The organism is Aeromonas sp. DNP9, assembly GCF_001728955.1.
In the GTDB taxonomy this organism is placed as follows: domain Bacteria; phylum Pseudomonadota; class Gammaproteobacteria; order Enterobacterales; family Aeromonadaceae; genus Aeromonas; species Aeromonas veronii.
On sequence record NZ_LYSQ01000008.1, the window covers coordinates 96,602 to 111,802 of the forward strand.

At 57.0% G+C, this 15,201-nt stretch carries 10 protein-coding genes; 6 read left to right on the forward strand and 4 right to left on the reverse strand.

Annotation, left to right across the window (positions count from 1 at the left end):
* Nucleotides 1-46: 46 nt before the first annotated feature.
* The gene (gene dnaK, locus A9G06_RS07405; RefSeq protein ID WP_005338034.1) at nt 47-1,975 is read right to left on the reverse strand and encodes a molecular chaperone DnaK; all 1,929 of its coding nucleotides are present in this window, start codon (nt 1,973-1,975) and stop codon (nt 47-49) included.
* A 298-nt stretch (nt 1,976-2,273) separates the two neighbouring features.
* Nucleotides 2,274-2,849 (reverse strand): nucleotide exchange factor GrpE, encoded by a 576-nt coding sequence (gene grpE, locus A9G06_RS07410; RefSeq protein ID WP_005338036.1) that lies wholly within the window; start codon nt 2,847-2,849, stop codon nt 2,274-2,276.
* A 291-nt stretch (nt 2,850-3,140) separates the two neighbouring features.
* Between grpE and nadK the strand changes: the two genes are divergently transcribed.
* From nadK to A9G06_RS07440, 6 genes are all read left to right on the forward strand, one after another.
* Nucleotides 3,141-4,025: an NAD(+) kinase gene (nadK, locus tag A9G06_RS07415; protein WP_069554764.1), complete on the forward strand. Its 885-nt coding sequence runs from the start codon at nt 3,141-3,143 to the stop codon at nt 4,023-4,025.
* Nucleotides 4,026-4,275: 250 nt separating this feature from the next.
* Entirely contained in the window at nt 4,276-5,940 is a 1,665-nt protein-coding gene (gene recN / locus A9G06_RS07420; protein ID WP_069554765.1) for a DNA repair protein RecN, read from the forward strand.
* Between the two features lie 328 nt (nt 5,941-6,268).
* Nucleotides 6,269-7,159, forward strand: coding sequence for a manganese-dependent inorganic pyrophosphatase (locus tag A9G06_RS07425; RefSeq protein WP_069554766.1), 891 nt, complete (start codon nt 6,269-6,271; stop codon nt 7,157-7,159).
* Nucleotides 7,160-7,407: 248 nt separating this feature from the next.
* Nucleotides 7,408-8,571 (forward strand): macrolide transporter subunit MacA, encoded by a 1,164-nt coding sequence (macA, locus tag A9G06_RS07430; protein WP_069554767.1) that lies wholly within the window; start codon nt 7,408-7,410, stop codon nt 8,569-8,571.
* Nucleotides 8,568-10,541, forward strand: a complete 1,974-nt coding sequence (locus A9G06_RS07435) for a MacB family efflux pump subunit (RefSeq protein WP_069554768.1) — start codon at nt 8,568-8,570, stop codon at nt 10,539-10,541. The genes macA and A9G06_RS07435 overlap by 4 nt, the downstream gene beginning before the upstream one ends.
* Before the next feature lies 1 nt (nt 10,542).
* Nucleotides 10,543-11,907, forward strand: a complete 1,365-nt coding sequence (locus A9G06_RS07440) for an efflux transporter outer membrane subunit (RefSeq protein ID WP_069554769.1) — start codon at nt 10,543-10,545, stop codon at nt 11,905-11,907.
* A gap of 537 nt (nt 11,908-12,444) precedes the next feature.
* Here the strand turns inward: A9G06_RS07440 and A9G06_RS07445 are convergent.
* Both A9G06_RS07445 and A9G06_RS07450 read right to left on the reverse strand, forming a co-directional pair.
* Nucleotides 12,445-12,855 carry an H-NS family nucleoid-associated regulatory protein gene (locus A9G06_RS07445; RefSeq protein ID WP_005344269.1) on the reverse strand — a complete coding sequence of 137 codons (411 nt, stop codon included), beginning with the start codon at nt 12,853-12,855 and terminating at the stop codon, nt 12,445-12,447.
* A 557-nt stretch (nt 12,856-13,412) separates the two neighbouring features.
* On the reverse strand, nt 13,413-15,068 hold the full coding sequence (locus tag A9G06_RS07450; RefSeq protein ID WP_069554770.1) for a PglL family O-oligosaccharyltransferase: 1,656 nt from the start codon (nt 15,066-15,068) through the stop codon (nt 13,413-13,415).
* Nucleotides 15,069-15,201: the final 133 nt, after the last annotated feature.

The window sequence follows — 15,201 nt, forward strand, 5'->3', positions numbered from 1 at the left end:
TGACCAAGCCGATGGGCGAAGCGGACTTCGCCCATCTGGGTAGGGCTTACTTCTTGTCGTCTTTCACTTCTTCGAACTCGGCGTCGACTACGTCGTCGTCAGCCTTGGCAGAAGAGGAGGACTGACCGGCATCAGCACCGGCTGCACCCTGGGCCTGAGCCTGCTGCTGGGCAATTTCCATCAGCTTCTGGGACGCTTCCAGCAGAGCCTGCTGTTTGGCTTCGATAGCAGCCTTGTCGTCACCCTTGATGGCCGCTTCCAGCTCGCTCAGAGCAGCTTCGATCTTGGTCTTGTCGTCGGCAGGCAGGGCTTCACCGGCTTCGGTGATCTGCTTGCGTACGGAGTGGACCAGACCATCAGCCTGGTTGCGAGCCTGTACCAGCTCTTCAAACTTCTTGTCCTCGGCCGCGTTGGCTTCGGCTTCGCGTACCATGCGCTCGATCTCGTCATCAGACAGACCAGAGGAGGCCTGGATGGTGATCTTCTGCTCTTTGTTGGTCTCTTTGTCTTTTGCAGAGACGTGCAGGATACCGTTGGCATCGATGTCGAAGGTCACTTCGATCTGCGGCAGACCGCGCGGTGCCGGACGGATGCCTTCCAGGTTGAACTGGCCCAGAGACTTGTTGTCGCTGGCGCGCTTGCGCTCACCCTGCAGCACGTGAATGGTCACGGCAGACTGGTTGTCTTCGGCAGTCGAGAACACCTGGGACTTCTTGGTCGGGATGGTGGTGTTCTTCTCGATCAGCGCAGTCATCACGCTACCCATGGTTTCGATACCCAGGGAGAGCGGGGTGACGTCCAGCAGCAGTACGTCGGTCTTGTCACCGGACAGTACGGCGCCCTGGATGGCAGCACCCATGGCCACGGCTTCGTCCGGGTTGACGTCTTTACGCGGCTCTTTGCCAAAGAACTCGGCAACGGTCTTCTGAACCAGCGGCATACGGGTCTGACCACCAACCAAAATTACGTCGTCGATCTCGCCAACAGCCAGACCGGAGTCTTTCAGGGCGACACGAACCGGCTCCAGAGAGTCCTTCACCATGTCTTCTACCAGGGATTCCAGCTTGGCGCGGGTCACCTTGATGTTCATGTGCTTCGGACCGGTGGCATCTGCAGTGATGTACGGCAGGTTGACGTCGGTCTGCTGGGCAGAAGAGAGCTCGATCTTGGCTTTCTCGGCGGCATCTTTCAGACGCTGCAGAGCCAGCTGGTCGTTGCGCAGGTCGATGCCCTGCTCACGCTTGAACTCGTCTACCAGATAGTTGATGACGCGGTTGTCGAAGTCTTCACCACCCAAGTGGGTGTTACCGTTGGTCGCCAGTACTTCGAAGGTGGTTTCGCCTTCAACTTCGTCGATCTCGATGATGGAGATATCGAAAGTACCGCCACCCAGGTCATATACGGCAACCTTGCGCTCGCCCTTGACCTTGTTCACGCCGTAAGCGAAAGCTGCTGCAGTCGGTTCGTTGATGATGCGTTTTACATCCAGACCGGCGATGCGACCGGCATCCTTGGTAGCCTGACGCTGGGCGTCGTTGAAGTAGGCCGGAACAGTGATAACGGCTTCGGTTACCGGCTCACCCAGATAGTCTTCGGCGGTCTTTTTCATCTTTTTCAGCACTTCGGCAGAGATCTGCGGCGGTGCCATTTTCTTGCCCTTCACTTCAACCCAGGCGTCGCCGTTGTCAGCTTTGGCGATGGCGTACGGCATGATTTTCAGGTCACGCTGCACTTCTTCATCTTCAAAACGACGACCGATCAGACGCTTGATGGCGAACAGGGTGTTTTTCGGGTTGGTGATGGCCTGACGCTTGGCCGGCTGACCAACCAGGATCTCGCCATCATCGGCATAGGCAATGATGGACGGAGTAGTACGATCGCCTTCTGCGTTCTCGATCACGCGAGCAGTGTCGCCATCCAAAATAGCGACGCAGGAGTTGGTAGTACCCAGGTCAATACCGATGATTTTACCCATTTGACGAATCTCCAAATACTTTGAATAAACTGGCGAGGAACTCGCCTTAATGCGTTAACGGCTAGGTGGGGGCTGCCAATCTGGCTTTCAAGCTCCCGGCATCAAATTTTTTGTGCCGCCGCGGCCTTGCTACCTATATGGGGTCGCCAGACGCAGCTTCAAGCCCCAACCCTAAAAAACCACACCCTTTGTCATGGTTGCGCGGTCACGTTGAGCCGTAAAACCGGGCAAGATGAACAGGTGCTGCACTGCGAAACAAAAAGCCCGCCACGGGGCGGGCTCGGGCACCCACAGCCAATCAATCGACCGCTTTGGCGATCATCACCATGGCCGGACGGATCACCCGACCGTTGAGGTCATAGCCCTTCTGCATCACTGCAATGACGGTGTTCGGGGCCACATCGGCACTCGGCACCATGCTCATCGCCTGATGGGCGTTGGGGTCAAACGGCTGGTTGATCGGGTCGAGCGCCACCAGACCAAACTTGGCCACGCCGCTCTGCATGGATTTCAGGGTCAGCTCGACACCTTCGATCATCGGCTTGAGGGCTTCGTTCTCCTTGTCGGCCAGTTCGATGGCACGCTCAAGGTTGTCCAGCACCGGCAGCAGTTCGTTGGCGAACTTCTCCAGCGCGAATTTGTGCGCCTTCTCCACATCCAGCTCGGTACGACGGCGCAGGTTCTCCATCTCGGCGGCGGTACGCAGGGCGCGTTCACGTTCTTCCGCCGCTTTTTGGATGGCGGTTTCCAGCTGCGCTTCCAGTTCGGCAATACGGGCCTGCTCGGCTGTCACTTCACTGTCTACATCGGTCGGCTCGACTGGCTGGGCTTCCACTTGCTCCATCGCTTCAACCTTTTGCTCTTCGTGGTTCATGACATCTCCAATTCCGGGGTTACTTATGAGGGCCCTGACGTCTGGTTGAGCGACCGGACGACAACAGACCGACTATGTTGGCGCTATTATGGGGATGCATCCCCGGCTTTCAAGGGGTAAAGGGCAATCAGGGTTGCTGAATAGCCGCAACCGTCGGTTTATCCGGGTTACCGCTCACCGTTTAACCAGTAGCCTCAAGGGGATAGCCGGCACCGTCACACGGGAGAGCGTCACAAGCGGAGCAAAGCACTGTATACTGGCCCGCAATACCCATCCCAAATCTGACTGACTATGGATTCTCCGTTCAAAACCATCGCCCTGATTGGCAAACCCCACCATGAGGGGGCCAACCAGACGCTGACCGGCCTGCATCAATACCTGACCTCACGCGGTTTCCGGGTACTGGTCGAGAGCCGGGTTGCCCAGACCCTGAGCATCCTCGATGAAAACGTCATGGATCTGGTCCAGCTCGGCCAGCAGGCCGATCTGGCCATCGTGGTCGGCGGTGACGGCAACATGCTGGGGGCGGCGCGGGTACTGTCGCGTTTCGATGTGGCGGTGATCGGGGTCAACCGGGGCAACCTCGGCTTTCTGACTGATCTCTCGCCGCAGGATTATCTGCTGCCGCTGGAGCAGGTGCTCTCCGGCCACTACAAGAGCGAACACCGCTTCCTGCTGGAAGCCTCGGTCTATCGCCACGGCGAGCGCAAGTCGAGCAATCTGGCGGTCAACGAGGCGGTGCTGCACCCGGGCAAGATCGCCCACATGATCGAGTTCGAGGTCTATATCGATGGCAGCTTTATGTATAGCCAGCGTTCGGACGGCATCATAGTGGCCACCCCGACCGGCTCGACCGCCTACTCCCTGTCAGCAGGTGGCGCCATCCTCACTCCCAAGCTCAACGCCATCACGCTGGTGCCCATGTTCCCGCACACCCTGAGCAGCCGCCCCATCGTGCTCGATGCCGACAGCGAAGTGCGCCTGCTGGTCTCGCCAGACAATCAGGACGATGCCATGCAGATCAGCTGTGACGGTCAGGTGACCCTGGCGGTCCACCCGGGGGACGAGATCCTTATCAAGAAGAGCCACCATCAGCTTCATCTGGTGCATCCGCTCGACTACAGCTACTTCCACGTGCTGCGCAACAAGCTCGGCTGGGGCAGCAAGCTGTTTTAATCGGCGCTGACCGACAACGGCATTGCCAGAGAGGGCGCCTGAATTGGCGCCCTTCTCTTTTCTGTCGTGGCAACGTCCCCTGCACTCTCATACCCGTACCGCGTACCAATAGTCAGTACCGCATTTTCATAGCGATACCGCACTGGCGCGGCTTTCCTGCGTTAAAAATGACGGCGCCCTCTTTACTGTATATAAGACCAGTATATACTGGATGCATACACAGTAATGTTGACCTATACAGGATGAGACCATGCTGACCCAGCTGACCGTCAACAACTTCGCCATCGTCAAGTTTCTCGAACTCGATCTGCAACCGGGGATGACCTGCATCACAGGTGAGACCGGTGCCGGTAAATCCATCGCCATCGATGCTCTCGGTCTCTGCCTCGGAGAGCGGGCAGAAGCCGGCATGGTGCGACCCGATAGCGACAAAAGCGAGGTCAGCGCCCGCTTCCTGCTGGACAACAACCCGGCCGCCCGCGCCTGGCTCGCCACCAACGAACTGGAAAACGAAGGTGAGTGTATCGTCCGGCGAGTCATCTCCGCCGAGGGTCGCTCCCGCAGCTATATCAACGGCGTGCCTGTCCCCCTCACCCAACTCAAGAATCTGGGCCAGCTGCTGGTCAACGTACACGGTCAGCATGCCCACCAGATGCTGCTCAAACCCGACTACCAGCTCGCTCTGCTCGATGGCTATGCCGGTCACTATCTGTTGCTCGACGAGGTGCGCCAGCACTATCAGCAGTGGCGCCAACTGCAAAACGAACTGAACCGGCTCAAGGCCGAGCAGCAGCAGCGGGAAGCGCGCCGTCAGCTTATCGAGTACCAGGTGCAGGAGCTGGACGAATTTGCCCTGCAACCGGGGGAGTTCGAAGAGATCGAGGAAGAGCACCAGCGTCTCGCCAACGGCACAGAGCTGATGCAAGAGTGTGGGGCTTGCCTCGATCTGCTCTATGACAACGAAGAGACCACTATCGCAGGGCTGCTGCAATCAGCCGTCGATCGGGCCGAGGGGCTGGTCAGCATGGACAGCCGCCTCACTCCGGTACTAGAGATGCTGAACGAAGCCCTGATCGGGGTGCAGGAGAGTCACAGCGAACTGCGCAGCTACCTCGACCGACTGGAGCTGGAACCCGAACGTTTCAACGAGCTGGAGGCCCGCCTCTCCAGGGCGATCAATCTGGCCCGCAAGCACCACGTCAAACCGGCCGATCTGGCTCAGTACCATCAGGAGTTGGCCTCTGATCTCGCTCGCCTCAACTCCGATGAGGAGCGGTTAGAGGGGATGGAAGATGAGCTGGCCGAGGCTCGTCAGGCTTTTGTCCAAGCCGCCGAGGCCCTGAGCCAGAGCCGTCAGCGTTACGCCCAAGAGCTGGGCGCCAAGGTGACCAGCAGCATGCACGAACTGGCGATGCCCGATGGCCGTTTTGCCATCGAGGTACGACCCGATGCCCATAGCAGCCTCTCTCCGCTGGGTATAGATCGGGTGGAATTTATGGTCACCACCAACCCGGGCCAACCGATCCAGCCGCTTGGCAAGGTGGCCTCAGGCGGTGAACTGTCACGTATCAGCCTCGCCATCGTGGTGATCAGTGCTCGCAAGATCTCAACCCCAACCCTGATTTTCGACGAAGTGGATGTGGGGATCAGCGGCCCGACTGCCGCCGTGGTGGGTCGCCTGCTGCGCCAGCTCGGCGAGTCCACTCAGGTGATGGTGGTCACTCACTTGCCTCAGGTAGCAGGCAACGGCCACCAGCATATGGTGGTGAACAAGCATACCGATGGCAAAACCACCGAAACCCAAATGAGTGCCCTTGATGAGGCCGCCCGTCTCAACGAGCTGGCACGCCTGCTCGGTGGCGACCAGATCACCGACAACACCCTGGCCAATGCCCGCGAGCTGCTGCGTCGTTGAATCTGGCAATAAAGCCGATTTGCAGCGATGGCGACTGATAGAACTGGCCAAATATGCTGACTGCGCAGGCATGGACGAGTGCCATGGCCTGCACAGTCAGCAATAGCCAATAGCCAATAGCCAATAGCCAATAGCCAATAGCCAATAGCCAATAGCCAATAGCCAACTGTGAGAACCGAACTCGCGTCAGGATTACCGACCCAGATCAATAAAATGGCGAGTTAGGCGAAGCTGGCAGCAACATGGGCGTGGATCCGGTTGCCTTCATGTGGCGGATTTCGCATAGTGTTGCCCCCCTTTATGGGTATCCAATTGTGAGGCTTTGTCTATGATCCACGTTTTTGGTCACAAGAATCCTGATAGTGACAGTATCTGCAGTGCGCTGGTTATCACCGACTGGCTCAATGGCCAGGGCCGTCAGGCCACCCCATGGCGTCAGGGTGACCTGCGCACCGAAACCCGTTTTATTCTGGAGCAGGCAGGCGTCAGCGAACCCGAGTTGCTGACCAAAGATCTGACCGGTGAAGATGTCTGGCTGGTGGATTTCAGTGATCTGGAACAGGGTCCTGCCACACTGGCACAAGCCAATGTACTGGGTCTGGTGGATCACCACCGTCTCGGTACCCTGGTCACCCAGTCTCCGCTGGATGCCTGGATCCGTGCCGTCGGCTGCACCTGCACCATCGCCTTCGATCTGCTGAGCCAGCAAGGTACCGTGACCCGCAGCCAGGCTCGCCTAATGCTGGGTGCCATCATGAGCGACACCCTCTGTCTCACCTCGCCGACCACCACCGAGCAGGACAAGATCGCTTGTGAGCGTCTGGCACCGCAGGCCGAAGTATCGCTGGCCGAATTCGGCCAACAGCTGCTGATGGCGAAAACCGACCTGAGCGGCCTGACTCCAGCTCAACTGCTGCAGCAGGATGAGAAGGCATTCCAAGCCGAAGGGTTGAACTTCATCATGAGCCAGATTGAAGTGGGCAGCGAACAGCAACTGGCCGAGCACCTGCCAGCCCTGCAGCAGGAGATGGCCCAGCGCGTGGCGAGCGAAGGGCTCGACTTCTTCGTGTTGATGGTGACTGACCTGACTGCGGCTGCCAGCCGTATCTACTTTACCGAGCACGCCAAAGTACCGGCAGAGTCCAGCTACCACCCGGGCTTTGTCAGCCGCAAGAAGCAGGGGCTGCCCTGGGTGATGGATCTGCTGGCCAAGGCCTGATCTTCCCTCGCCATCACCTATTCCAAAGCCCTGCCTCTGCGCAGGGCTTTTTCATCGCCACCGCCAGCCGCACTCCCCCCTCTTGCTGATCATGTTGCTCACGACTGCGGCCTCTCGCTTACTCCTTTCTCGGCTTATTGACAGTTAACGCCATAACTTTGCTTACATATTTGCGGCTGTTATTTATCAGGGCTTTGCTGCAGGATAATCGCCGCGCACAACCTTTTCCGTTTCCATTCAGGTGATCGATGAACATAACCCCCAAGCAGAGAACACTGGCCATCACCATGCTGATCGCCGTGGTGCTCCTCGGCTGGCTGCTCTGGCCCAGTCAACCACCCAAGGCGATGCTGACCGCTCAGGTGACCCGCGAGGATATTGCCCAGACCGTGCTGGCCAGTGGTGTGCTACAGGCCGTAGAGCAGGTGGATGTGGGGGCCCAGGTCTCCGGTCAAGTCACCAAGCTGGCCGTCGAGGCAGGTGATCAGGTCAAGCAGGGAGACCTGCTGGCCGAGATCGATCCCCTGATTGCCCAGAACAACCTCAAGACGGCCGAGGCGGAACTTGCCAGCAACCGCGCCCAGCTCAAGATCAAGCAGGCACAACTCAAACAGAACGAGCTCGCCTGGCGGCGCCAGCAGCAGATGTTCAAGCAGGAGGCGAGCTCACGGGCCGATCTGGAGAGTGCCGAGGCCCTGCTGGCGGTCACCCGCGCCGAACTGCAAAATAGCCAGGCCAATATCGACAATGCCCTGATCAAGGTTGATCGGGCCAAGACCGAGCTGGGCTACACCAAGATCCTGGCGCCGATGGATGGCACCGTCATCAGCATTGTGACCCGTCAGGGCCAGACCCTGGCAGCCAGCCAGACGGTGCCGACCGTGCTCAAGCTGGCCAACCTCGAGACCATGACAGTCAAGGCTCAGATCTCCGAAGCCGATGTCACCAAGGTCAAAGCCGGCATGCCGGTCTATTTCACCTTGATCGGCGATCCGGATACCCGCTATCAGGGTACCCTTCGCGCCGTGGAGTTAGCGCCTACCAACATCAACGATCAGGCCACCACTGGTACCACCACCAGCAATGCGGCTGTCTACTACTACGCCCTGTTCGATGTACCCAATCCCGACCATACCCTGCGGGTCGCAATGACCACCCAGGTGACCATAGTGCTCGGCGAGCGCAAGCAGGTGCTCACTGTGCCGCAAACTGCCCTCGGCAAGTCGCTGGGTGATAACGAGTATGAAGTCACCGTGATCAAGAACGATGAGACGACCGAAACCCGTCATATCAAAACCGGTATGAAGGATGAGATCCGGATTGAGGTGATCAGCGGGCTGAGCGAGAAGGAGGAGGTGCAGCTCAATCACGGTGCCCCCGCCGACAATGATGAGATGGCGGTAATGCTATGAGTGAGTCCCTGAACCAGCTGCCGTTGATCCAGCTGAAAGGGGTCGAGCGACGCTACCAGAGCGGCGACAGCGAAGTCACCGTACTCCACCCTCTTGACCTCACCATCACGGCAGGAGAGATGATCGCCATTGTCGGCGCGTCCGGCTCTGGTAAGTCGACCCTGATGAACCTGCTGGGTTGTCTCGATAGCCCAAGCAGCGGCCAGTACCTGTTTCGCGGTCAGGACACCGCCACCATGGATGCGTTGGCGCTGGCCCGGCTGCGCTGCCACCACTTCGGCTTTATCTTTCAGCGCTACCACCTGCTGCCCCACCTCGATGCCACCGCCAACGTGGAGATCCCAGCTGTCTATGCCGGCACCAGCCGCCCGGATCGCCAGGCGCGCGCGCATCAGCTACTGAGCAGACTCGGGCTGGCCGATCGCAGCCACCATACCCCAGGCCAACTCTCTGGCGGTCAGCAGCAGCGGGTCAGTATCGCCCGGGCGCTGGCCAATGGCGGCGAAGTGATCCTCGCCGATGAACCGACCGGCGCACTGGATAGCCAGAGTGGCAAGGAGGTGATGGCGATCCTCAAGGAGCTGCACGCTCAGGGCCACACCATCATTCTGGTCACCCACGATATGAACGTGGCCAGCCATGCCGACCGGATCATCACTCTCAAGGATGGTCGGATTGAACAAGATAGCGGCCCCTGCCAAACGGCCGTGTTGGCTCCAGCCACCGCCGTAGCCCCTCAAAAAATAGTGCCCACTAAAGGCGCCATGGGTCACGATTGGGATCGTTATCGGGAAGCGGGACGGATGGCGATGCATGCTATGCTCGCCCACCGGATGCGCACCTTCCTCACCATGCTCGGCATCATCATCGGCATCGCCGCCGTAGTGAGCGTGGTGGCGCTGGGGCAAGGGGCGCGCGCCAAGGTGATCGACCAGATCAATGCGATGGGCACCAACACCATCGAAATCTTCCCGGGTAAAGGATGGGGCGATGAGAAGATGGCCAGCATCCAGACCCTCAACAAGGGGGATCTCGATGCTCTGCTGGGGCAACCCTATCTTGCGGGCGCCAGCCCCGAGATCGGCAGCTCCGGCCAGTTGCGCTATCGCAACAAGACCAACAGCGGCAACGTGACCGGGGTTGGTAACGACTATTTCAAGGTGAAGGGGATGACGCTGGTCAGTGGTCGCTTACTGGAGTGGCAGGATATCCAGCAGCGTGCCGCCGTTGCCGTGGTGGACAAGAAGAGCATCACCAGCCTGCTTGGCAAGGAGGATCCTGTCGGCAAGGTAGTACTGGTCGGCACCTTGCCGGTGCGGATTGTCGGGGTGGTTTCGCAGGAGACCGGCTTTGGCCCCACCAGCCAGTCGGTCAATGTCTGGCTCCCCTACAGTGCGGTGATGAGCCGCCTGATTTCGCAGCATCACTTCAGCCAGCTCACCATCCGGGTCAAGGATGGCATACAGCCGGCACTGGCGGAGCAGGCGGTGATCGAGCTGTTGACCAAACGCCACGGCGTGAAGGACTTCTTCACTTTCAGCAGCGACAGCATCATCAAGTCAGTGGAGAAAACGACCGCCACCATGACCCTGATGGTCTCGGCCATCGCGCTGATCTCGCTGATCGTCGGCGGCGTCGGGGTAATGAACATCATGCTGGTGTCGGTGGTGGAGCGAACCCGCGAGATCGGCATCCGCATGGCGGTCGGTGCCCGTCAGTCCGACATATTGCAGCAATTCCTGATTGAGGCTGTGATGGTGAGCCTGCTTGGCGGGATTTGCGGGGTTGGCCTCTCCCTCGGGATCGGCATGCTCTTCTCCCTGCTGGTCGACAGCATCAAGATGCAGTTCTCGCTCTTCTCTATCCTGATGGCCTTTGGCTGCTCGTCACTCATCGGGATCCTGTTTGGTTATCTGCCAGCGCGCAACGCGGCAAGGCTCGACCCCGTGGTCGCGCTGGCGAGGGAATAACATGTACAAATTATCTTGGCTGGCCCTCTGCATCGCCCTTGGTGGCTGCAGCCAGCAGAGCACCTATCACCGGCAAGATCTCGCCATCGCTCCCGTCTGGCAGCAGGCGAACAGCGAACAGCTTGCCACCCAGGCTGGCCCCTGGTGGCAAGCCTTTCACGACCCGCAGCTCAACCAGCTGGTTGAGGCTGTGTTGGCCGCCAACCCGGACATGCGCATTGCCGCCCTCAAGCTCAAGAGCGCCCGGCTGGGTGCTGATCAGGCCGATACCAATCTTACCCCCTCGGTCAATGGCAGCCTGGACGCGAGTAGCAACAAGGATCTGAAGAGCGGTAAATCAACCAGCAGTATGGGGCCATCACTTGGCCTGAGCTATGAAGTGGATCTGTGGGGCAAGCTGGCATCGGCGCGGGATCAGGCAAGCTGGGAAGCTGCTGCCAGCGAGCAGGATCTTGCCAGCACCCGTCTGCTGCTGATCGGCAATAGCCTTGAGCAATATTGGCAGCTTGGCTATCTCGCCTCGGCCATTACCTTGAGCGAGCAACAGCTGGCCAACCTGGCCCGCACCGAGCAACTGACACAGGCCAAATACAAGGCCGGAGCCATCACTCGACTCGATCTGGCACAGGCACGCCAACTGTTGGCCGGAAAACAGGCTGAGCTGGCCTCCCTCAAGGCGCAGCAGGAGCAGGCCCGCAATGCCCTGCGTCTGTTGCTGGGCCGCAGCAGCGGGCCGCTGGAGTATGCACCCGCTTCCCTTGCAAAGCAGACTATTCCTGAACTTGCGGTGGGTATTCCGGCCGATGTGCTGGCTCGCCGCCCCGATGTCAAAGCGGCCGAATTGCGGCTGCGCAAGACGCTGGCAAAAGGGGACGAGATCCGCACCAGCTTCTACCCCAGCCTGACCCTGACCGGCAGTGCCAGCACCGCATCCGATAGATTGGCGCAGGTACTGCAAAATCCGGTTGGTACGCTGGGGGCCAGCCTCGCCCTCCCCTTCCTTGAATACAACCGCACCCAGCTCGCCATCGAAAGCTCAGAGCTGGATTACCAGATCGCTGAAACCGAGTTTCGCAAACAGCTCTACACCGCACTGGTGGAGGTGGAAGACAATCTGGCCGCACGCCACTATGGCCAGCAGCGACTCGATTATCTGCAGGAACAACTGAGTTATGCCCAGGAGGCCGAACGACTGGCCAAGGCTCGCTTCCAGGCGGGTGCGACTGGCGTGCAAGCCTGGCTTGATGAGCAGAACCGGCTGTGGGATGCCCAGCAGAGCCTGCTGGCCCAGCAAAAAGAGCAGCTCACCACCACCGCCAAAATTTATCGTGCCCTGGGTGGCAGCGATAGCGTGGCGCCCCGATAGCGCTTCATCTGGCTATTCCCCACTCTGCCTACAGAGTGGGGAATACCATCGCCATAGACCGCACCGAATTCCCTCGCCCACACGGCAGACGAACGCCATTGCTCATCATCAGGGGGCGGTTATGGCAGCGCAGCCAATTACATGCATCGGCGACTCAGAATATCCCGGCCATACTTTGCGACTCTCTCTATCCCTCACGCTCCCTGAACGGAGATAACGATTACCGGATATTCAATCAGCAGAGAGCTTGGATCTTGCCGAGCGGCGCCCCGTGAATCGTGAGAGACATATCCGAAGCGCATATCTGCACGACGCATACAAATAGTGATATCACGTAGTTAATCCTGCACGACGAAATTAATCGCAAACAAAGAGTGATATTGAGCAAAGTGACAGTGCGGTGAAACGACGCTAAAAAGGATACAAGCGAGGATGTAGAGAGCAGAGCGGCAGAAGGCGGATTGGATAACGACGAGTAAAAAGGCAAAAAATAATGCCGCCCAAGGGCGGCATTATTCAATCTCTGAACCTGACGAATTAGATCAGGAAATCGTTCAGGTCTTTACCCAGTGCTACTTGAGCAGCAATGGCTTTCGGCATACGGCCTTGACCGGTCCAGGTTTTTTCCTGGCCATCTTCTTCGTACTTGTATTTAGCCGGACGCGGAGCACGCTTGCTCTTGGCAGCGCCAGTCGCAGCAGCCGGAGCAGCGGCAGTCGCCAACAGCTCGCGAGGATCAATACCAGCCTGCTGCAGCATTTCGGTGAATTCATTCAGCTTGCGCTGACGCTCTTCCTGTTCAGCACGCTCCTGTTCAACAGAATCGGCGCGCTCTTGGTAAACCAGGTCAAACTTCTCTTTAGCTTCCAGCAGTTGCTCAAACGGCAGTTCACGAATAGCCGCACGCAGACTGCGAATGTTCAGCAGAACTTTCAGAAACTCGTTCATTATTTCCTCACAAAAAAGTCGGTTACAGGGATAACTGTTTCAGAATAGCATGGACAATTCATAACTACATGCAATTTTTACTATCAGGGCATACTTGGAAAGAATATGAAAATAAACTTGCCAACAAACTCACGCTTTCACCCATTAAACCTATCTCGCCTAGACATCTCTTTTGATATCACCACCAAATCGAACATACACATCTGAAACTATTAATATGAGGTTCAGGGTAATTGCCATCAACATTTTTCAGAGAATGCAACTGGTGCGTCAAACGATTCCTGAGCAGTACCTGCATAAAAAAATAGAACGATGCCTGCTCGCATCATGAGCAGATTAAGACCATGCGTCATATTACCCAATCGATCGCGACATGTATTAAAATCGTTTAGAAACAACAAGTTAAAGCCAATCCGATGAACATAAAAAAGGCGCGCGACTAAAGGTGTGTTTCCTCTCTACCTTACCTTTTGCACGGAAACCACAGGTTCATTCCTACAGCTATAACGGGATTGAGACAAGCCGCTATGATTGCCTCATATCCCATTTTCCAAGCCTTAGTTGGCTGCTCCAGTAGGTAACGTATCCACACCACTGACCATTGGTTTAGAGGTTGCCTCAATCAGCAATGGTTCTTTTGGATACCAACGGAGCGCTTCGGCTCTTAAATTACGAGCCTCGTCAGGGCGCCCCAACGCATTCAATGCAACAACCATGTTCGCGTAGATATTTGCTCTGGGTGTATGGCGAACAAAATCTTGCCCCCATGCCAGGTAAGCCTCCAGTTCGGTCTTATTCTGAGTCTGTAAACCCACCATCAATCGTACCGCATTTACATCAAACTCAACCCGCGTCAACCAAGCCATTGGATTAATAATATCCAGCAACAATGATGGCTCCTTATACCCACCCCGTTCGTATTTGGTGACGACCCAGGCAGTATGAAGCGCAGTCAACATGAATGGTACGATAAACAAGGGGATGGAAACCGCCAGAAAGCGTAACAACAACTTATGGGGGTAACGGTATACGGCTATCCCTCTGGCAGCGTCTGCCCCACAGGTTTCATCGATATACCAGACCAACATCAATAAAAAAATCCAGTGAGCAATGGAGTGATAGAGGGGATATTCGACCAGGGTATGAAGTGTAATGGGTACGACTAATGCCAATAAGGCCAATCCATGCGACCAGGATTGACCCGCTACACGCCATATCACAGCGGCCCCCATCACCAAGAGCCCGATGACAGGCAAGATACCGCCTTCAACAGCCCAATAGAGCAACTCATTATGAGGATGATCAAGGTTGTACTCAATCTGTGGCATTGCCGGATTCAATAACTTGTCTGCCATATAGTTATGCAGGAATACAGATTCGAAAGAACCATACCCCCATCCGGTAAAAGGATGTTGTGCCAGCAGGTGCCATGCATACGACCAATAAATCGTACGATATCCCCCCGACTGATAAACAGAAAGACCGCGCTTGACCCCTTCCACACCATACAGAGATGCAAGTCCGAACAGCACGCCCAATAGGATGCATGAAAGAGTCATCTTCAAAGTGTGGTTTCTCTTCAACCAGGGAAGCATCATCAGCAAAGCCAATATTCCACCCAGTTGCCCAACTCTGGATTGAAGAACAATCAGCAACACCACAGAGCCAACGATCACGTAACCCTGTAGGGCTTTCAGCCATCGATGTTGGTTGAGGGTATTTAGCCAAGTAGCCAGAGCCAAACCGGTTGCCATAAAGCTGGCCATCACATTGGGTTGCTGAAAAATGCCATAAGGACGATTTGCTTTGGTGTCATAGCCAAGCCAATTGCCCGGTGTTAGCAGGTAATACTGCACCAGGCCCAAAGTCATTTCGATAGCTATCGCGACCAGCATAAGCGTCAATAGCTGTTGACGAGCCTTCTGTGCAAGACGGAACTGATAGAGTGAGAAAAGGAATAATCCGCCGCCGACAAGACCACCGAGGCGAGGAAGGGCGTAATCACGCAAAGAGGCGTCAGACCACGTCATGGGTAGCAACATCAATACAATAGCGCCCCCCCAAACTTGCAAGAGCGTGCTGGACACCAATTCGCCTTTCGAGGTGATATGCCACAACCCCAGACAGATCATCAAAGAAGCGAATATCCATCCCCATGCGTTGAAAGGAAGATAGAGACCAGCCCCACCCGGGTTATGCATGAAAAAATGCATTCCAAGTCCCAGCCAAAGTATGCTTATCCCCCAAAAGAGAAAAAATACTCGCTTTTCCCGATGGGCTGATAGCACTGATGACCCGGTGGACGGAAATGTAGGCATAAAAAAAGCGCTCTGAAAAAATGGTGTT

Excerpts from the sequence above, each read along its gene's own strand:
- A9G06_RS07445 (WP_005344269.1), bottom strand. The coding sequence starts at position 12,855 with ATGAACGAGTTTCTGAAAGTTCTGCTGAACATTCGCAGTCTGCGTGCG.
- dnaK (WP_005338034.1), bottom strand. The coding sequence starts at position 1,975 with ATGGGTAAAATCATCGGTATTGACCTGGGTACTACCAACTCCTGCGTC.
- A9G06_RS07440 (WP_069554769.1), top strand. The coding sequence starts at position 10,543 with ATGTACAAATTATCTTGGCTGGCCCTCTGCATCGCCCTTGGTGGCTGC.
- A9G06_RS07450 (WP_069554770.1), bottom strand. The coding sequence starts at position 15,068 with ATGCATTTTTTCATGCATAACCCGGGTGGGGCTGGTCTCTATCTTCCT.
- A9G06_RS07435 (WP_069554768.1), top strand. The coding sequence starts at position 8,568 with ATGAGTGAGTCCCTGAACCAGCTGCCGTTGATCCAGCTGAAAGGGGTC.
- recN (WP_069554765.1), top strand. The coding sequence starts at position 4,276 with ATGCTGACCCAGCTGACCGTCAACAACTTCGCCATCGTCAAGTTTCTC.
- macA (WP_069554767.1), top strand. The coding sequence starts at position 7,408 with ATGAACATAACCCCCAAGCAGAGAACACTGGCCATCACCATGCTGATC.
- A9G06_RS07425 (WP_069554766.1), top strand. The coding sequence starts at position 6,269 with ATGATCCACGTTTTTGGTCACAAGAATCCTGATAGTGACAGTATCTGC.
- nadK (WP_069554764.1), top strand. The coding sequence starts at position 3,141 with ATGGATTCTCCGTTCAAAACCATCGCCCTGATTGGCAAACCCCACCAT.
- grpE (WP_005338036.1), bottom strand. The coding sequence starts at position 2,849 with ATGAACCACGAAGAGCAAAAGGTTGAAGCGATGGAGCAAGTGGAAGCC.